Origin of the sequence: Simplicispira metamorpha (genome assembly GCF_004341365.1) — a bacterium.
GTDB classification, from domain to species: Bacteria; Pseudomonadota; Gammaproteobacteria; order Burkholderiales; family Burkholderiaceae_C; genus Simplicispira; species Simplicispira metamorpha.
The window spans coordinates 1-17372 of the sequence record NZ_SLXH01000025.1 but is presented as its reverse complement, the minus strand read 5'-3'; the positions used below and the strand labels follow the sequence as shown (position 1 = coordinate 17372).

At 64.1% G+C, this 17372-nt stretch carries 18 protein-coding genes; 17 read left to right on the top strand and 1 reads right to left on the bottom strand.

Annotation, left to right across the window (positions count from 1 at the left end; genetic code table 11):
• The first annotated feature begins 37 nt into the window (after positions 1 to 37).
• From EV674_RS13055 to EV674_RS13010, 9 genes are all read left to right on the top strand, one after another.
• Entirely contained in the window at positions 38 to 949 is a 912-nt protein-coding gene (locus tag EV674_RS13055) for an ABC transporter permease (protein ID WP_119013788.1), read from the top strand.
• Between the two features lie 74 nt (positions 950 to 1023).
• On the top strand, positions 1024 to 2016 hold the full coding sequence (locus EV674_RS13050; RefSeq protein WP_119013789.1) for an ABC transporter ATP-binding protein: 993 nt from the start codon (positions 1024 to 1026) through the stop codon (positions 2014 to 2016).
• The gene (locus EV674_RS13045) at positions 2013 to 3008 is read left to right on the top strand and encodes an ABC transporter ATP-binding protein (protein ID WP_119013790.1); all 996 of its coding nucleotides are present in this window, start codon (positions 2013 to 2015) and stop codon (positions 3006 to 3008) included. The genes EV674_RS13050 and EV674_RS13045 overlap by 4 nt, the downstream gene beginning before the upstream one ends.
• A gap of 335 nt (positions 3009 to 3343) precedes the next feature.
• Positions 3344 to 3733, top strand: a complete 390-nt coding sequence (locus tag EV674_RS13040) for a hypothetical protein (protein ID WP_132750451.1) — start codon at positions 3344 to 3346, stop codon at positions 3731 to 3733.
• A gap of 80 nt (positions 3734 to 3813) precedes the next feature.
• Positions 3814 to 4197 (top strand): hypothetical protein, encoded by a 384-nt coding sequence (locus EV674_RS13035; protein WP_132750450.1) that lies wholly within the window; start codon positions 3814 to 3816, stop codon positions 4195 to 4197.
• A gap of 132 nt (positions 4198 to 4329) precedes the next feature.
• The gene (locus EV674_RS13030) at positions 4330 to 4518 is read left to right on the top strand and encodes a hypothetical protein (RefSeq protein WP_132750449.1); all 189 of its coding nucleotides are present in this window, start codon (positions 4330 to 4332) and stop codon (positions 4516 to 4518) included.
• Positions 4519 to 4877: 359 nt separating this feature from the next.
• Positions 4878 to 5210, top strand: coding sequence for a type II toxin-antitoxin system HicB family antitoxin (locus EV674_RS13020; RefSeq protein ID WP_119013792.1), 333 nt, complete (start codon positions 4878 to 4880; stop codon positions 5208 to 5210).
• Between the two features lie 117 nt (positions 5211 to 5327).
• Positions 5328 to 5825 carry a YbhB/YbcL family Raf kinase inhibitor-like protein gene (locus EV674_RS13015; protein ID WP_119013793.1) on the top strand — a complete coding sequence of 166 codons (498 nt, stop codon included), beginning with the start codon at positions 5328 to 5330 and terminating at the stop codon, positions 5823 to 5825.
• Positions 5826 to 5928: 103 nt separating this feature from the next.
• A complete protein-coding gene (locus EV674_RS13010; RefSeq protein WP_119013794.1) occupies positions 5929 to 6804 on the top strand; it encodes an AEC family transporter in 876 nt (291 codons plus the stop codon).
• Between the two features lie 31 nt (positions 6805 to 6835).
• On the opposite strand, the gene EV674_RS13005 is transcribed toward EV674_RS13010, so the two are convergent.
• The gene (locus EV674_RS13005) at positions 6836 to 7777 is read right to left on the bottom strand and encodes a LysR family transcriptional regulator (RefSeq protein WP_119013795.1); all 942 of its coding nucleotides are present in this window, start codon (positions 7775 to 7777) and stop codon (positions 6836 to 6838) included.
• A 130-nt stretch (positions 7778 to 7907) separates the two neighbouring features.
• Between EV674_RS13005 and EV674_RS13000 the strand changes: the two genes are divergently transcribed.
• From EV674_RS13000 to EV674_RS12965, 8 genes are all read left to right on the top strand, one after another.
• Positions 7908 to 10025: a 3-hydroxyacyl-CoA dehydrogenase NAD-binding domain-containing protein gene (locus EV674_RS13000; protein WP_119013796.1), complete on the top strand. Its 2118-nt coding sequence runs from the start codon at positions 7908 to 7910 to the stop codon at positions 10023 to 10025.
• A gap of 127 nt (positions 10026 to 10152) precedes the next feature.
• Complete coding sequence (locus tag EV674_RS12995) at positions 10153 to 11328, top strand: acetyl-CoA C-acyltransferase (RefSeq protein ID WP_119013797.1); 1176 nt, start codon at positions 10153 to 10155, stop codon at positions 11326 to 11328.
• A gap of 15 nt (positions 11329 to 11343) precedes the next feature.
• Complete coding sequence (locus EV674_RS12990; RefSeq protein WP_119013798.1) at positions 11344 to 12552, top strand: acyl-CoA dehydrogenase family protein; 1209 nt, start codon at positions 11344 to 11346, stop codon at positions 12550 to 12552.
• A 10-nt stretch (positions 12553 to 12562) separates the two neighbouring features.
• Entirely contained in the window at positions 12563 to 13696 is a 1134-nt protein-coding gene (locus EV674_RS12985; RefSeq protein ID WP_119013799.1) for an acyl-CoA dehydrogenase family protein, read from the top strand.
• A gap of 4 nt (positions 13697 to 13700) precedes the next feature.
• On the top strand, positions 13701 to 14501 hold the full coding sequence (locus tag EV674_RS12980) for an oxepin-CoA hydrolase, alternative type (RefSeq protein WP_119013800.1): 801 nt from the start codon (positions 13701 to 13703) through the stop codon (positions 14499 to 14501).
• A gap of 24 nt (positions 14502 to 14525) precedes the next feature.
• Entirely contained in the window at positions 14526 to 15776 is a 1251-nt protein-coding gene (locus EV674_RS12975) for a CaiB/BaiF CoA transferase family protein (RefSeq protein WP_193552701.1), read from the top strand.
• A 77-nt stretch (positions 15777 to 15853) separates the two neighbouring features.
• The gene (locus EV674_RS12970; RefSeq protein ID WP_119013802.1) at positions 15854 to 16861 is read left to right on the top strand and encodes a Bug family tripartite tricarboxylate transporter substrate binding protein; all 1008 of its coding nucleotides are present in this window, start codon (positions 15854 to 15856) and stop codon (positions 16859 to 16861) included.
• A 182-nt stretch (positions 16862 to 17043) separates the two neighbouring features.
• A partial coding sequence (locus EV674_RS12965; protein ID WP_424540837.1) for an electron transfer flavoprotein subunit beta/FixA family protein occupies positions 17044 to 17372 on the top strand: 329 nt, incomplete at its 3' end.

The following is a 17372-nucleotide window of genomic DNA, read 5'->3' as shown; positions in this document are numbered from 1 at the left end:
AGAGCGCTGTGCCCCACCCCTGCAAGGCACCCGCGCCATGAAGGCAACCTTGCTGCGCTGGTGGGACAGCGATGTGGGCTACAGCCTGCGCACCTCGCCCATGGCGTTGGTGGCTGCCGCCGTGGCGCTGGTGTGCGTGTTCTGCGCGCTGTTTGCGCCCTGGGTGGCGCCGTACAACCCGTTTGACCTGGCCACGCTGGAGCTGAGCGACGCGCGCCTGCCCCCCGCCTGGAGCGAGCACGGCAGCGCCAAATACCTGCTGGGCACCGATGACCAGGGCCGCGACATCCTCTCGGCGCTGATCTACGGCGCGCGCATCTCGCTGGTGGTGGGCATCGCCTCGGTGCTGCTGTCGGTGGTGGTGGGTGTGGCGCTGGGGCTGCTGGCGGGCTTTACCGGCGGCTGGATTGACGGCCTGCTCATGCGCCTGTGCGATGTGATGCTGTCGTTTCCGGCCATTTTGGTGGCGCTGCTGATTGCGGGCGTGGGCCGGGCGCTGCTGCCCAACGCGCACGAGTCACTGGCCTTTGGCGTGCTCATCGTGTCGATTTCGCTCACCGGCTGGGTGCAGTACGCGCGCACGGTGCGCGGCTCCACGCTGGTCGAGCGCAACAAGGAATACGTGCAGGCCGCGCGCGTCACCGGCGTGGCGCCGCTGACCATCATGCGCCGCCACGTGCTGCCCAACGTGATGGGGCCGGTGCTGGTGCTGGCCACCATCCAGGTGGCCACGGCCATCATCACCGAGGCCACGCTGTCGTTTCTGGGCGTGGGCGCGCCGCCCACCTCGCCCTCGCTGGGCACGCTGATCCGGGTGGGCAACGACTATTTGTTCTCGGGCGAGTGGTGGATCACGGTGTTCCCCGGCCTGATGCTGGTGCTCATCGCCCTGAGCGTGAACCTGCTGGGCGACTGGCTGCGCGATGCGCTGAACCCGCGCCTGCGCTGAAATTTTGAGCCAAATCAGCCTCTAGCCCTTGCACAATCAGCGCAAGAAGCTATCAAAAAAGTAGCAATTGAACGATGAATTCACCCACCCCGCCCCTGCTCGAAGTCAAGAACCTGGTCGTTGAGTTTCCCAGCCGCCGGGGCACGCTGCGCGCGCTGGACGACATCTCTTTTGCCATCGCGCCGGGCGAGATTCTGGGCGTGGTGGGCGAGTCGGGCGCGGGCAAATCGCTCACGGGCGCGGCCATCATCGGCCTGCTGGAGCCACCGGGGCGCGTGGCGGGCGGGCAGATTCTGCTGGGCGGCCAGCGCATTGACCACCTCGATCACGCGCAGATGCGCCACATTCGCGGGCGGCGCATTGGCGCCATCTTCCAAGACCCGCTGACCTCGCTGAACCCGCTCTACACCGTGGGCCAGCAGCTCATCGAAACCATCCTGGCGCACTTGCCCGTCAGCGCTGCCCAGGCGCGCCAGCGGGCCATTGATTTGCTGGGCGACACCGGCATCCCCGCGCCCGCGCAGCGCATCGACCACTACCCGCACCAGTTCTCGGGCGGGATGCGCCAGCGCGTGGTGATTGCCCTGGCGCTGGCCGCCGAACCCCAGCTCATCGTGGCCGACGAGCCGACCACGGCGCTGGACGTGTCTATCCAGGCACAAATCATCCAGCTGCTGAAATCGGTGTGCCACGCACGCGGCGCCGCCGTGATGCTCATCACGCACGACATGGGCGTGATTGCCGAAACCTGCGACCGCGTGGCCGTGCTGTACGCCGGGCGCATCGCCGAGATCGGCCCGGTACACGAGGTCATCAACCACCCCGCCCACCCGTACACGGTGGGTCTGATGGCCGCCATCCCCGACATGGCGCAAGACCGCGAGCGCCTGAACCAGATCGACGGTGCCATGCCCCGCCTCAACGCCATTCCCCCCGGCTGCGCCTTCCACCCGCGCTGCCCGCGCGCCTTTGACCGCTGCACCGCGCAGCGCCCCGACCTGCTCAGTGCCGGCGCCACCCAGGCCGCCTGCTGGCTGCACGCCGCGCCGCCAGAGGTGCGCGCATGAACGCCCCGCTGGTGCAGGCGCACGATCTGGCCAAGACGTTTGATGTCTCGGCGCCCTGGCTCAACCGCGTGCTGGAGGGCAAGCCGCGCGCGCTGTTGCACGCCGTCGATGGCGTCAGTTTCGAGATCGAGAAGGGCAAAACCCTGGCCCTGGTGGGCGAATCGGGCTGCGGCAAAAGCACCGTGGCGCGCCTGCTGGTGGGCCTGTACGAGCCCACGCGCGGCGGCCTCACGTTTGATGGCCAGGACGCGCACGCCGCCTTCAAGGGCCGCAACGCCAAAGCCATGCGCCGGCGCATCCAGATGATTTTTCAAGACCCCTACGCCAGCCTGAACCCGCGCTGGCGGGTCGAGGACATCGTGGCCGAGCCGCTGCGCACGCACGGCCTTATCCACGGCAAGGCCCAATTGCAGGCGCGCGTGGGCGAGCTGCTCAGCAGCGTGGGCCTGTCGCCGCTGGACAGGGTGAAGTTTCCGCACCAGTTCTCGGGCGGGCAGCGCCAGCGCATCTCGATAGCGCGGGCGCTGGCCACCGAGCCCGAGTTTCTGGTCTGCGACGAGCCCACCAGCGCGCTGGATGTGTCGGTGCAGGCGCAGGTGCTCAACATCATGAAAGACCTGCAACGCCAGCGCCAGCTGACCTATTTGTTCATCAGCCACAACCTGGCCGTGGTGCGCCACGTGAGCGACCAGGTGGGCGTGATGTACCTGGGCCGCCTGGTGGAGCTGGCCGACAAGCACACCCTGTTCGACACCCCGCGCCACCCCTACACGCGCATGTTGCTCGACGCCATCCCCAAGATGCACGACACGGGCCGCGCGCGCACCCCGGTGCAGGGCGAGGTGCCCAACCCCCTCAACCCACCGCCGGGCTGTGCCTTCAACCCGCGCTGCCCGCACGCCAACGCGCGCTGCCGCACCGAGCGCCCCGCGCTGCTGAGCCTGGGCGGCATCCGCATCGCCTGCCATGCGGTGGAGGAGGGGCGGATTTGAGGCGCGCCGCCATCAGTAAATGCTCCTGAAATAAGAGCTGCTCGCGCTTTCTGCGCAAGGGCTGGAGGCTGATTTGGCATTGAATTGGAAGCTTGCCCCGGTTTTCTGCGATCCAACAGCTGGGGCGCTGGGACGGCCCCCGGCATGGCCGCTGCGGCGGGTGCCGCACGATTGGAAAACGATGTCATCCGGAAAAATTGAGGTTTGCCCAAAAATAATTATCTCGATACTATCCCTGTGTACCAATAGATAAATATTTTTTGGCAGACCAGTTTGCTTACGATGGCTGCCGTCTAATTCTAGTTAGAGTTTACTGCCGTACAAGGATAGCTATTTTGGAAATGGTTCTTTCAATTATTGGTGCTGTGACAGGCTTAGCCAGCCTCTGGATTTCTAATGAGCAGTGGAAGAAGGTCAAAGCCAAAATTGGCATGCTAAGTAACGCCGGAAAGGCAGCCGAAATACTTCCTGCTTGGTATACAAGCCGAATGATGCAAGACCAGTGGTATTTCGGGCTAGTAACCACTAGCGGCCACACAATCGCCATTGGAAGAATATCTGCCATTTCCGATGACGGTAAGTGGATGGATGTCGAACTACTTACCCCTGATGAAGTTCCGAACAACAAGGACATAAAGTTAATTACCGCCGTCGCGGATGACAGAAGGAGCGCATCTATACAGATCGAGAAAATCGTGATGGCTTATGAAATCGTCACAAGCTAAACAAGCTCTAACATGGCAGTCAACGCGGACGGCTTCGCAGCCGGTTACTTTGGTTCGTTATTAAGAATTATGAAATTTCTATGAAAAAAATTGTCCATTCTCTGTTGGGATGTTTATATTTTACTTTTGTGTTTTTAAATCCTGTATTCGCTGAAGTCAAAAAAGACAAACAATTAATTGAGAAGGCAAAAGAGGTAGCGAAATACGATCTCAAAGATCCGGATAGTGCGAAATTCCGCAATGTCCGTGTTGTTACAAAACCCGCACAAAGAGATGAGACAAAAATTAATACAAATGTGTGTGGTGAATTGAATGCAAAAAATTCATATGGTGCATATGTTGGCTATGTGAAATTCATGTGGCTCCCTAGTTTAAGTTCGATTACATTGTATGACGGCAAAAAAGATATTCCTGCGTTAAATGAAAAATATAATGAACTTATTGATTACATTTGCGGTGAATAATTTTAAATATTCGTTTAAAACTTGTGTCTAATTAATAGGTCTAACTATACAGTCAAGCCGACCTGCCTTCGGCTGGCGGCTTAAGTCATTCGTTAGAAAATTAAGCTTCATCACACCAAAAAGAGAAACTGAATGTCCACACTTGACTCAATCACTGCCGGCCTCAAAGAGTTGCTGGAAACTGCCAAAGATCTTCCTACAGAAAAAGTTGCAGCTGTCGGACTTATTCTTCTCGGAGCGGGAGCAATCTTGAAAGATCTAGCCTCAGGCAATGCGGCAGAGGCAATTGAAAAAGCAAAAGGAATAATTGATTCGCAATAGTTCTAACTATTCGTCGCAGCCGACCGCCTACGGCGGCGACTGAACTCAGGGCGTTAGACAACAAGGCAAAGATTCCTTGCATTCTTGAAAAGGTACCAAATAACGGCACCATCAGGCGATGAAGCGAAAACACCAACGCACGCTGAAGCTCATCTTTGCCAGACCAAACGTTCAGTGGCGCGACATCGAAGGCTTGTTTGAGGAGCTGGGTGCGCAGTCAGTGAGCGAGAAGGCTGCCGTGTGGCGGTTGTGCTGTTTGGCGAAGTACGTGTCTTTCACAGACCGCATCCCTCGCTCAATACCTATAAAGGTGCCATCGCAAGCGCTCGCAAATGGCTTGAGCAGCACGGAGTAGAACCATGAACGTAATGACAGTGGACGGCTATCACGCCAAGATTGAGTGCGACGAAGAGCTTGATCTCTTTCGTGGTGAGATTCTTGGGTTAAACGGTGGCGCTGACTTTTATGGCAAAAATCCAGAAGATTTGCGAACCGAGTTCAAGAAATCCTTGCAAGTCTTTCTGGAGGTTTGCAACGAGAAAGGCATCGAACCCAGAAAGCATTTCTCTGGAAAATTCAATCTCAGAATCCCGCCAGAGTTGCATGAACAATTGGCTATTGCTGCACAAGCCGAAGGTAAAAGTATCAACATGCTGGCCCAAGAAGCTCTGCGTATCCGTGTGGCATCTTGAGCCTCGTGGGTTGGGTTGCGCCCAATCCAACATGGCTTCATTATTGATAGCTGCTTGCGCACGCCACGTAAGCCCTGGAGCCACTTTTTGTCTGATTTTTTACCAAGGAACCTGCCCATGACCACATTCACCCTCTCCAGCCCCGACATCGCCAGCGGCGGCACCGTGCCGCAGCATTTCGAGTTCGACGGCTTTGGCTGCTCGGGCCGCAACGAATCGCCCGTGTTGCAGTGGAGCGGCGCGCCCGAGGGCACGCAGAGCTTTGCCGTGACGGTGTACGACCCCGATGCGCCCACCGGCTCGGGCTGGTGGCACTGGTTTGTGGTGGATGTGCCCGCCACCACCACTGCGCTGGCGCCCAACGCGGGCGCGCAGGGCAGCGCCGGGTTGCCTGCGGGTGCGCGCCAGATTCGCAACGACTACGGCAGCTTTGCCTGGGGCGGCGTGTGCCCGCCGCCAGGCGACAAGCCGCACCGCTACATCTTCACCGTACACGCCCTGGGGGTGCCCAAGCTGGAGATTCCCGACGATGCCACGGCGGCGCTGGCGGGCTTCATGGTCAACGCCCACACGCTGGCCAAGGCCAGCTTCACGGCCACTTATGGCCGCCCCTGACGGAGCGCCTGGGCGGCCGCTGGGGGCGACGCCCGCCCCCTGAAAGTCCGACAATCGGAGCCTGCCTGCCACCGCAGGCTTTTTTTATTCTTCGGTGCTTCCCATGCTGCTGCGCATTGTTGCCATTTTGTTTCCCATGTTCGCCATCACCGCCCTGGGTTTTTGGGTGGGACGGCGCAGCCGCCCCGACCTGAGCCACGCCAACCAGCTGAACATGGATGTGTTCGTGCCCGCGCTGGTGTTTGCCGCCATGGTCAGCAAAGACTTCCGCCTGACCGAGTACCTGCCGCTGGCCGGGGCGGCGGCGTTCATGATGCTGGGCTCGGGCGTGGTGGGTTGGCTGGCGGCCAAGGCCCTGGGCATGCAGCCCAAAACCCTGGTGCCGCCCATGATGTTCAACAACTGCGGCAACCTGGGCCTGCCGCTGGCCGTGCTGGCGTTTGGCGAGACGGCGCTGGCCCCGGCGGTGGTGATGTTTCTGGTGTCCAACCTGCTGCATTTCTCGTTTGGCGCCTGGCTGCTGGACCACCGCACCCGGCTGCTGACGCTGTGGCGCTCGCCCGTCATCCTGGCCACGCTGGCAGGTCTGGCGGTGGGGCTGGCGGGCGTTACGGTGTGGCCGCCGTTGTTGATGTCGGTGAAGATGGTGGGCGATATCTCCATCCCTTTGATGCTGTTTGCCCTGGGCGCGCGCCTGGCCGATTCCAAAATCACCGCCGTGGGCGTGGGCCTGTTGGGTGCGGCGCTGCGCCCCATCGTCGGTCTGGGCCTGGCCTGGGCGGTGCTCCAGGTGCTGGACTTGCCCGCGCGCGAGCAGGCGCTGGTGCTGGTGTTTGGCGCGCTGCCGCCCGCCGTGCTGAACTACATGTTTGCCGAGCGCTACCAGCAAGAGCCCGACAAGGTGGCCTCCATGGTGCTGATCGGCAACGTGGCGGCGGTGGTGTTTTTGCCCATCGCGCTGGCGCTGGCGCTGGATTGAGCGGGGCGCCCGGCCAGAGGCGCTTATGCGCTCAGGGCGCGGCCGGGCAGGGCAGCGGGGCCGGTGTGGGGGCCGGGGAGGTGCCTGCGGGCAGGGCACGGCCCAGCAAATACTCGATGCAGGTGCGCACCGCCCGCGTCTGGTGGCGGTCGGGCATATAGAGCATGAACATCTGTGTGCCGAAAATGCTCAGCCGCCACTCGTCCAGCGTGGTCAGCACCTCGCCACTGGCCACGGCGTCTTGCACCACGTAGTCGGGCACCAGCCCCACGCCCAGCCCGGCCAGAATGCCTTGGCGCAGAAACGGAAAGTGCTCGGAGATCAGCGTTGGCTCCAGCGTCACCTCTTCGCGCTGCGTGCCCTGGTAGGCGCGCAGGCGTAGCTGGCGCCCCACCACGCCCGCCGTGATCAGCGGCGCGGTGCGCAGCGCCTCCAGCCCGGTGGGCAGGCCGTGCGCCTGGGCGTACTCGCGTGAGGCGCAGGCCGTGTAGCGCACCGCCCCCATGTCGCGCGCCACCAGCGTGGGCGGGGGCTCGGGCATGACGCGGATGGCAATGTCCACCTCGTCGCGGATCAGGTCGTCCACGCGGTTTTCAAAGCGCACATCGAGCACGATGCCGGGGTACAGGCGCTTGAAGTCGATCAGCCAGTCCGACATCACCATCTGCCCGTAGCCGCTGGGCACGCTCAGGCCCACGCGGCCTTGCAGGCCCTGGCCCAGCGTGGCGATGGTTTCGCGCGCGGCCCGCATCTCGTTCTGGATGGCGCGGCCATGCTGGTACAGGCGCAGGCCCACCTCGGTGGGCTCGACGCGGCGCGTGGTGCGGCGCACCAGCTGCACGCCCACTGATTTTTCCAGCTGGCTGAGGTGGTAGCTGACGTTGGCGCGCGTCATCTTGAGGTTGCGCGCGGCCTGGCTCAAGTTGCCCGCGTCCAGAATGTCCACCAGCACGGTCAGGGACGTGATTTCCATGGGAGGGGGCGTTGATATGCCGTTTGTGTCAAAGAATATTTGACAGTCTGTCAATCGTTAATGTAATTGTCAAGATTGTTTGGCGCATCAACAATAGCAGGCTCATTCCCAACTACCAGGAGACTCCCGCATGGCCGCAGCTATTCCCGATTCCGTTGTCACCACTGCCCGCACGGGCGCCATTCTGGTGGTCACCATCGACAACCCGCCGGTCAACGCGCTGGGCGTGGCCGTGCGCCAGGGTCTGGCCGCTGCCATCGCGCAGGCCCAGGCCGATGCCGCCGTGGCGGGGGTGCTGCTGGTGGGCGCGGGCAAGGCCTTTATTGCCGGTGCCGACATCCGCGAGTTTGGCAAGCCCGCCATGCCGCCCTCGCTGCCCGAGGTGTGCCGCGCCATCGAAGACTGCACCAAGCCCGTGGTGGCCGTGCTGCACGGCGCCGCCTTGGGCGGTGGCCTGGAGGTGGCGCTGTCGGCCCACTACCGCCTGGCACTGCCTGCCGCCAAGCTGGGCCTGCCCGAAGTGACGCTGGGCCTGCTGCCCGGCTCGGGCGGCACGCAGCGCGCCCCGCGCCTGATGGGTGTGAAATCTGCCACCGAGCTGATGCTCAGCGGCAAGCACCTGTCGGCCAAGGCCGCGCTGGCGGCGGGTCTGGTCGATCAACTGGTGGAAGGTGACGACGCCCTGGCCGCTGGCCTGGCCTACGCCAACGCGCTGCTGGCGCAAAACGCCCCCGTGCGCCGCACCCGCGACATCGCTATCCCCGACCCAGCCGCCGCGCTGGCCGAGCTGGATGCGCTCAAGGCAGACACCGCCAAGAAAACCCGGGGCCTGTTCTCGCCCCTGAAAATCATCGAATGCGTGCAGGCGGCGGTGCAGCTGCCGTTTGACGAGGGCATGGCGCTGGAGCGCTCGCTGTTCTTGCAGTGCATTGACAGCCCGCAGCGCGCTGGCCTGATCCACGCCTTTTTTGCCGAGCGCGAAGTGGTCAAGGTGCCCGAGGCCAAGGCCGCCGCACCGCGCGCGTTTGCCAGCATCGCCATCATCGGCGGCGGCACCATGGGCGCGGGCATTGCCGTCTCGGCGCTGGATGCGGGCTACCCCGTGACCATGGTCGAGCGCGACGCCGACTCCATTGCCCGGGGCCGCGCCAACGTCGAAAAGGTCTATACCGGCCTGGTCGCCAAAGGCCGCATGACCGAGGAGGCCAAGGCCGCCGTGCTGGCCCGCTACACCGGCAGCACCTCGTATGACGACCTGGCCAACGTGGACTTGGTGATCGAGGCCGTGTTTGAAGACCTCGAAGTGAAAAAAGCCGTGTTCAAGGAGCTGGACCGCGTGTGCAAACCCGGCGCCGTGCTGGCCACCAACACCTCGTACCTCGACATTGACGCCATTGCCGCTGCCACCAGCCGCCCGCAAGACGTGATTGGCCTGCACTTTTTCAGCCCGGCCAACATCATGAAGCTGCTGGAAATTGTGGTGCCCGCGCAGGTCAGCGCCGACGTGGTGGCCACCGCCTTCGAGCTGGCCAACAAGCTGAAAAAAGTGCCCGTGCGCGCCGGCGTGTGCGATGGCTTCATCGGCAACCGCATCCTGGCCGTGTACCGCCAGGCGGCCGATTATTTGATGGAAGACGGCGCCAGCCCCTACGAGATCGACGAGGCCGTGCGCGGCTTTGGCTTTGCCATGGGTCCGTTCCAGGTGACGGATTTGGCCGGTGGCGACATCGGCTGGGCCACGCGCAAGCGCCGCGCCGCCACGCGCGACCCCAAAGCGCGCTACGTTGAAGTGTCCGACCGCATCTGCGAGCGCGGCTGGTTTGGCCAGAAAACCCAGCGCGGTTTTTACCTCTACCCCGCAGGCGCCCGCACGGGCCAGCCTGACCCTGAAGTGCTGGCCATCGTGGACGCCGAGCGCGCCAAAAAAGGCATCACGCCGCGCAGCTTTACCGCCGACGAGATCATGCGCCGCTACATGGCCGCCATGGCCAACGAAGGCGCCAACGTGGTCAACGAAGGCATTGCCCTGCGCCCGCTGGACGTGGACGTGACCTTTATCTCGGGCTACGGCTTTCCGCGCTTTCGCGGTGGCCCCATGAAGTGGGCCGACATGTACGGCCTGCCCCAGCTGCTGGCCGACATCGAAGCGTTTGCCAAAGAAGACCCGCTGTTCTGGAAGCCCTCGCCGCTGTTGCTCAAGCTGGTGCAGGAAGGGCGCAACTTCGACAGCCTGAACCACAGCGCCTGAGCGGCTGGCCACCGAGAACTATTAAAACAATAGCTGCTAGCGCTTTCCTGCGCTGGGTTTGAGTGGTTTTTTATCATCAAAACCGTGTGCAGTAAGCGCTACCAGCTAGCAAAAAAGGAGCAAAACCATGCGCCAAGCCGTTATCGTTTCTACCGCCCGCACGCCGCTGGCCAAATCCCACCGGGGTGAATTCAACGCCACGCCGGGGCCGCAACTGGCCGCCTTCTCGGTCAAGGCCGCCGTGGAGCGCGCGGGCATCGACCCCGCGTTGATCGAAGATTTGGTGATGGGCTGCGGCTACCCCGAAGGCATCACCGGCAAAAACATTGGCCGCCAGACCGTGGTGCGCGCCGGTTTGCCGCTGTCGGTGGCGGGCGTGGCCGTGAGCCGCTTTTGCGCCTCGGGCTTGCAGGCCATTGCCACGGCGGCCGACCGCATCGTGGCCGAAGGCGTGCCCGCCATGGTGGCGGGCGGTGTGGAGAGCATCTCGGCCATCCGCGCCGGTCTGCCCGCCGACATCGACCCCTGGCTGAAAGCGCACAAGCCCGACCTCTACATGGCCATGATCGACACCGCCGACACCGTGGCCCACCGCTACGGCATCACGCGCGAAGACCAGGACGCCTTCTCGCTGCTGAGCCAGCAGCGCACCGCCGCCGCGCAGGCCCAGGGCCTGTTTGCCGACGAGATCGTGCCCTGCGCCACCCGCATGGCAGAAAAGAACAAAGAGACGGGCGAAGTCACTTACCGCGACGTGGTGGCCACGCGCGACAACTGCAACCGCCCCAGCACCACGCTGGAGGCGCTGGCGCAGCTCGAACCCGTCAAAGGCCCGGGCCAGTTCGTCACGGCGGGCAACGCCTCGCAGCTGTCGGACGGCTCCAGCGCCTGCGTGCTGATGGAGGCCACCCAGGCCGAGCGCCTGGGCCTCTCACCGCTGGGCGCCTTCCGGGGCTTTGCCGTGGCCGGTTGCGAGCCCGATGAGATGGGCATTGGCCCGGTGTTTGCGGTGCCGAAGCTGCTGGCGCGCCACGGCCTGACGGTGCAGGACATCGACCTGTGGGAGATGAACGAAGCGTTTGCCTCGCAGGCGCTGTACTGCCAGCGCACGCTGGGCATCCCCACCGAGCGGCTCAACGTCAACGGCGGCGCCATCTCGATTGGCCACCCGTTTGGCATGACCGGTGCGCGCCTGGTGGGCCATTTGCTGCTGGAAGGGCGCCGCCGCAAAGCCAAGTACGGCGTGGTCACCATGTGCATTGCCGGGGGCATGGGCGCCGCTGGCTTGTTTGAGATCTTCTGACTACCAAGGAACGATATGGACCTGAATTTCACCCCCGAAGAAGAAGCCTTCCGCGCCGAGGTGCAGGCTTTTCTGCGCGACAAACTGCCCGCCCGCATTGCCAACAAGGTCAAGGCCGGGCAGCGCCTGACCAAGGCCGACCAGGAGGAGTGGCACGCCATCCTCAACGAACGCGGCTGGCTGGCCAACCACTGGCCCGAGCAGTACGGCGGCCCCGGCTGGGGCGCGGTGCAGAAGTTTATTTTTGACAACGAGTGTGCCCTGGCCGGTGGCCCGCGCATCGTGCCCTTTGGCGTCAACATGCTGGGCCCGGTGCTCATCAAGTACGGCAACGAGGCGCAAAAGCAGTACTGGCTGCCGCGCATTCTGAGCGGCGCCGACTGGTGGTGCCAGGGCTACTCCGAGCCAGGCTCGGGCTCGGACTTGGCCTCGGTCAAGACCACGGCGGTGCGCGGCGTGGACGCGCAAGGCGACCACTACATCGTCAACGGCCAAAAGACCTGGACGACCCAGGGCCAGCACGCCAACATGATCTTCTGCCTGGTGCGCACCGACCGCGAAGCGCGCCCCCAGTCGGGCATCAGCTTCTTGCTGGTGGACATGAACACGCCCGGCGTGGAGGTTCGCCCCATCCGCACGCTGGACGGCGACCGCGAAGTCAACGAAGTGTTCTTCACCGATGTGCGCGTGCCCGCCGAGAACCTGGTGGGCGAAGAGAACAAGGGCTGGACCTACGCCAAGTTCTTGCTCACCTACGAGCGCACCGGCATTGCGGGCGTGGGCTTCTCGGTGGCTGCGCTGGAAAAGCTCAAGGTCATCGCCGCCAAGGTGCAGCGCAACGGCAAGCCCCTGAACCAGGACGCGCAGTTTGCCGCCCGGATGGCCCAGGTCGAAATCGACCTGGAGAACATGAAAACCACCAACCTGCGCGTGATTGCCGCCGTGGCCGGTGGCGGCGTGCCGGGCGCTGAAAGCTCCATGCTCAAGATCCGTGGCACCGAAATCCGCCAGGAGATTTTGTCGCTGATCCGCCGCGCCATGGGGCCGTATGCGCTGCCCTTCATTGAAGCGGCGCAATACGAAGGCTATGCCGATGCGCCCGTGGGGCCCAAAGAGGCCGCTACCGCAGCGGCCAGCTATTTCAACTACCGCAAGCTGTCGATTTTTGGCGGCTCCAATGAAATCCAGAAAAACATCATCTCCAAGATGATCCTGGGCCTGTGAGGTTGACCCCATGAATTTTGAACACACCGAAGACCGCCGCATGCTGGCGGACACGCTGAACCGTTTTGTGGCCGAGCAGTACGGTTTTGACACCCGCAACGCCATCGCCTATGGCGACGTGGGCATGGCGCCTGCGCTGTGGGCGCAGTTTGCCGAGCTGGGCGCCATTGGCGCGCTGTTTACCGAAGAGGACGGCGGCTTTGGCGGCGCAGGCTTTGACGTGGCCGTGGTGTTTGAGGCCCTGGGCCGGGGGCTGGTGGTCGAGCCCTTTTTGGGCGCGCTGGTGGTGGGGCGTGCCCTGGCCGCAGCGGGCACCGCCGCGCAAAAAGAGCGCATTGCCAGCCTGATCGACGGCAGCACCGTGGCCGCACTGGCGCACGACGAGCCCGGCAGCCACTACGAAATGGCCCGCGTCAGCACCCGCGCCGTGCGCAGCGGTGATGGCTGGCAGCTCACCGGCGCCAAGGCCGTGGTGGTGCAGGGCGACAACGCCCAGCTCTTGCTGGTGTCGGCCCGCACCGCAGGCGATGTGGACAGCGAGGACGGCATCTCGCTGTTCCTGGTGCCTGCCGACAGCGCGGGCGTGGCGCGCCGGGGCATGGGCCGCATCGACGGTGGCCGCGTGGCCGAAATCACCCTCGACAACGTGCAGGTAGGCATGGATGCGCTGCTGGGCACCGAGGGCCAGGGCTTTGCCACGCTGGAGCGGGCCGTGGGCTGGGGCGTGCTGGCGCTGTGCGCCGAAGCGCTGGGCGCCATGGAAGTGGCCAAAAAAGACACCCTCGAATACCTGCAAACGCGCAAGCAGTTTGGCGTGCCCATTGGCAGCTTCCAGGCACTGCAACACCGCATGGCCGATTTGCTGCTGGAGGTGGAGCAGTCGCGCTCGGCAGTCATCAACGCCGCTGCCGCCATCGACAGCACCGACCGCACCGAGCGCGAACGCGCGCTGTCGGCAGCCAAGTTCACCATTGGCCGCATTGGCGCGCTGGTGTCGGAAGAAAGCATCCAGATGCACGGCGGCATCGGCATGACCTGGGAGCTGCCGCTGTCGCACTACGCCAAGCGCCTGGTCATGATCGATCACGAGCTGGGCGACGAAGACCACCACCTGGCGCGCTACATCGCGCTGGGCGAGGGCTGAAGCCATGAGCGAGCCGCTGCTGCAACGCCGCGAGGGCGCGGTGCTGGTGCTGTCCAACAACAACCCGGCAGCGCGCAATGCGCTGTCGCCCGCGTTTTATGCCGCGCTGACCCAGGCGCTGGCTGCTGCGCAGGATGACCCCAGCGTGGGCGCCATCGTGCTGACGGGCGAGGGCGGGCATTTTTGCTCGGGCGGCGACCTGCGCCAGCTGGCCAAGCGCCGTGAACTGCCGGTGGATGAGCGCCGCGCCAAGCTCGAAGGCCTGCACGACCTGATCCGCACCGTGCGCGATTGCCGCAAGCCGGTGATTGCGGCGGTGGAGGGCGCTGCCGCTGGCGCTGGCCTGTCGCTGGCGCTGGCCTGCGACCTGCTGGTGGCCGCCAAAAACGCCGTGTTCTCGGTGGCCTACGTGAAAGTGGGCCTGACGCCCGACGGCGGCGCCACGGCGTTTTTGGCCGAGTTTGTCTCGCGCCAGGTGCTGACCGAGCTGTGCCTGACGGGCGAACGCATCTCGGGCGAGCGCCTGCACGCGCTGGGTGCTGTGAATCGCTTGGCCGAGCCGGGCGATGCCTTGGCGCAGGCGCTGGTGCTGGCCGCCCAGGTGGCCTCTGGCCCCGAGCTGGCCATGGCCCGCATCAAGGCGCTGTGCCGCAACGCCTATGCGCAGCCGCTGGACGCCCAGCTGGAGCAGGAAGCCCAGTACATGGTGCAGTCGCAAGAGACCGAAGAGTCCCGCGAGGGCATTGGCGCCTTTCTGGAAAAACGTTCGCCCGATTTCGCACCCCTGCGCCACCGCTGCGCCTAACGCGCAGGCAAGGAGACACCCCCCATGACCACTTCCCCCACCTCTCCCACCGCAGCGCCCGGCGGCATGGACTTTCCGCTGGAGGGCGTGCGCGTGCTCGACCTCTCGCGCGTGTTTGCCGGGCCGCTGTGCGGCATGGTGCTGGCCGATTTTGGCGCCGAGGTCATCAAGGTCGAGCACCCCGGGCGCGGCGACGACACGCGCGACTGGGGCATGCGCATAGGCCACACCGAAACCACCTACTACAACAGCATGAACCGCAACAAGCGGTCGATCACGGTGGATTTGCAAACGCCCGAGGGCGTGAAAATCATCCACGACCTGCTGCCCCAGTGCGACGTGGTGATACAGAACTTCAAGACCGGCGGCGCCGAAAAACTCGGTCTGGGCTACGCGCAGCTCAAGGCCATCAAGCCGGATTTGATTTACTGCTCGGTGGCGGGCTACGACAGCTCCGGCCCCGAGGCCAAGCGCCCCGGCTACGACCTGGTGATCCAGGGCGAGGCGGGCCTGATGGCCCTCAACGGCGAGGCCAGCCAGCCGCCGCTGAAATTTGGCGTGGCCGCCGTGGACATGATGACCGGCATGTACGCTGCCCAGGCCGTGCTGGCCGCCCTGTTCCGGCGCAGCACCACGGGCCAGGGCCGCCACATCGAAATGGCGCTGTACGACTGCGGCCTGATGATCACCGGCTACTACGGCCTGGACGCCATGCTGCTGGGCCACGACCCGCAGCGCTACGGCAACGCCCACCCGTCCATCGTGCCCTACGGTATGTACGACGCCGCTGATGGCCCGCTCATCATCGCCGTGGGCAACAACAGCCAGTTCGACAAGTTCTGCCGCCAGGTCATCGAGCGCCCCGACATCGTGGAAGACCCGCGCTTTGCCACCAACGTCGAGCGCGCCAAAAACCGCCTGGCGCTGGGGCCCATGCTCAAGGAGCTGATTGCCAGCTTTCCGCGCGACCTGCTGTTGCAGCGCCTCACGGCGGCTGGCATTCCCTGTGGCCGCGTCGCCGGTCTGCACGAAGCCCTGACCAGCGAGCGCACCCGCCGGGGCGGTCTGCTGCAAGAAATGCCCCACCCGGTGGCGGGCACCACCCATGTGTTTGCGCCGCCCTACCGCCTGGACGGCCAGCGCCTGCCGATTCGCCGCGCTCCGCCCACGTTGGGCGAGGCCACGCGCGAGGTGTTGCAGCAGCTCTTGCAGCTGCCAGAGAGCGAGTTGCAGGCCCTGCGCGACAAGGGCGTGCTGACGCTGCCGCCGCTGTAAGCCATTCAAAATTGATAGCTGCTCGCGCCCACCACGCAAGGGTCAGGGCCTGTTTTGGCATAAAAAAGGAGACACACATGCGCTTTTCATCCCCCCAACGCCGCAGCCTGCTGCAAGGCATGGCCGCACTGGGCGGCGCCCACTTGCTGGGCCCGGCCCTGGCCCAGTCGGCCAAGACCGCCTGGCCCACCAAGCCGATCCGGCTGGTGGTGCCCTTCAACGCCGGTGGCGCCACCGACATCATCGCCCGCACTGTGGGCGAGGCCCTGTCCAAGCGCATCGGCCAGCCCGTGGTGGTGGACAACAAGGGCGGCGCCGCAGGCATTCTGGGCACCGATGCCGTGGCCAAGGCCCCCGCTGACGGCCACACGCTGCTGCTGTCGCTCAGCACCTCGATGCTGATCAACCAGTTTCTGTACACCAAGCTGCCCTACAACCCGCAAAAAGACCTGGCGTTGGTGACGCAGATTGCCGCCGCCCCGGTGACGCTGGTGGTACACCCCTCGGTGCCCGCCAACAACATGAAAGAGCTGCTGGCCTATGCCAAATCCCACAAGGGCAAGCTCTCGTATGGCTCCTGGGGCACGGGCTCGTATGCCCACCTGGCGGGCGCGTACATGAGCAAGTCCATGGATGCCGACATGGTTCACGTCGCCTACAAGGGCGAGGCGCCCATGATCCAGGAGCTGATCGGCGGCCAGTTGCAGCTGTGCTTTTCCAGCGCGCTCAACACCAAGCCCTTCATTGACGCGGGCCGCGTCAAGGCCATCGGCGTGACCGGCACGCAGCGCATGGACATCCTGCCCAAGGTGCCCACCATCTTTGAGCAGGGCGTGCAGGACGATGCCTACTCCATCTTTGGCTGGGTGGCCGTGGGCGCACCGGCAGGCACGCCCAAAGACGTGATCGACCAGCTCTACGCCCACCTGCGCGAAGTGGCCAAAGACCCCAAGGTGCTGGAACGCATCTCCGGCGCTGGCTTTCTGCCGCTGATGAACAGCCCGCAGGAGTTCCAGCAGAACTACCAGCGCGACCTGCCGATCTGGAAACACCTGGTCGAGGCCGCTGGCGCCCGGCTGGACTGATTGCCCTGCCGTCACCCCCATCACCATCCACTGACAGTACGCCCCATGCCTTTTTCCCGCACCACCACCCTGGCCGGGCTGGGGCCAACTGATCCGCGACAAGGGCATCTCCAACGAGTAACGCCTGCCATGCAGGCGCGTGTGCCCCGTTTCACTTTCGCTATCCACAAGGAAACCCTCTGATGAAAATTCTCGTTCCCGTCAAGCGCGTGGTGGACTACAACGTGAAGGTCCGCGTCAAATCGGACAACACGGGTGTGGACATCGCCAACGTCAAGATGAGCATGAACCCCTTTGACGAAATCGCCGTCGAAGAGGCCGTGCGCCTGAAAGAAAAAGGCGTGGCCACCGAGGTCATCGCCGTCTCGTGCGGCGACGCCAAATGCCAGGAAACCCTGCGCACGGCCATGGCCATCGGCGCCGACCGCGCCATCCTGGTCGAAACCGACGCCGAGCTGCAGCCCCTGGCCGTGGCCAAGCTCCTGAAAGCGCTGGTCGATAAGGAACAACC

What these genes read in the sequence shown, in the direction of transcription:
- EV674_RS12995 (WP_119013797.1), top strand. Translation starts at nt 10,153, where the DNA reads ATGCGCCAAGCCGTTATCGTTTCTACCGCCCGCACGCCGCTGGCCAAA.
- EV674_RS13015 (WP_119013793.1), top strand. Translation starts at nt 5,328, where the DNA reads ATGACCACATTCACCCTCTCCAGCCCCGACATCGCCAGCGGCGGCACC.
- EV674_RS13005 (WP_119013795.1), bottom strand. Translation starts at nt 7,777, where the DNA reads ATGGAAATCACGTCCCTGACCGTGCTGGTGGACATTCTGGACGCGGGC.
- EV674_RS13050 (WP_119013789.1), top strand. Translation starts at nt 1,024, where the DNA reads ATGAATTCACCCACCCCGCCCCTGCTCGAAGTCAAGAACCTGGTCGTT.
- EV674_RS12970 (WP_119013802.1), top strand. Translation starts at nt 15,854, where the DNA reads ATGCGCTTTTCATCCCCCCAACGCCGCAGCCTGCTGCAAGGCATGGCC.
- EV674_RS13055 (WP_119013788.1), top strand. Translation starts at nt 38, where the DNA reads ATGAAGGCAACCTTGCTGCGCTGGTGGGACAGCGATGTGGGCTACAGC.
- EV674_RS13000 (WP_119013796.1), top strand. Translation starts at nt 7,908, where the DNA reads ATGGCCGCAGCTATTCCCGATTCCGTTGTCACCACTGCCCGCACGGGC.
- EV674_RS12980 (WP_119013800.1), top strand. Translation starts at nt 13,701, where the DNA reads ATGAGCGAGCCGCTGCTGCAACGCCGCGAGGGCGCGGTGCTGGTGCTG.
- EV674_RS13020 (WP_119013792.1), top strand. Translation starts at nt 4,878, where the DNA reads ATGAACGTAATGACAGTGGACGGCTATCACGCCAAGATTGAGTGCGAC.
- EV674_RS13010 (WP_119013794.1), top strand. Translation starts at nt 5,929, where the DNA reads ATGCTGCTGCGCATTGTTGCCATTTTGTTTCCCATGTTCGCCATCACC.
- EV674_RS13035 (WP_132750450.1), top strand. Translation starts at nt 3,814, where the DNA reads ATGAAAAAAATTGTCCATTCTCTGTTGGGATGTTTATATTTTACTTTT.
- EV674_RS13030 (WP_132750449.1), top strand. Translation starts at nt 4,330, where the DNA reads ATGTCCACACTTGACTCAATCACTGCCGGCCTCAAAGAGTTGCTGGAA.
- EV674_RS12975 (WP_193552701.1), top strand. Translation starts at nt 14,526, where the DNA reads ATGACCACTTCCCCCACCTCTCCCACCGCAGCGCCCGGCGGCATGGAC.
- EV674_RS12990 (WP_119013798.1), top strand. Translation starts at nt 11,344, where the DNA reads ATGGACCTGAATTTCACCCCCGAAGAAGAAGCCTTCCGCGCCGAGGTG.
- EV674_RS13045 (WP_119013790.1), top strand. Translation starts at nt 2,013, where the DNA reads ATGAACGCCCCGCTGGTGCAGGCGCACGATCTGGCCAAGACGTTTGAT.
- EV674_RS12985 (WP_119013799.1), top strand. Translation starts at nt 12,563, where the DNA reads ATGAATTTTGAACACACCGAAGACCGCCGCATGCTGGCGGACACGCTG.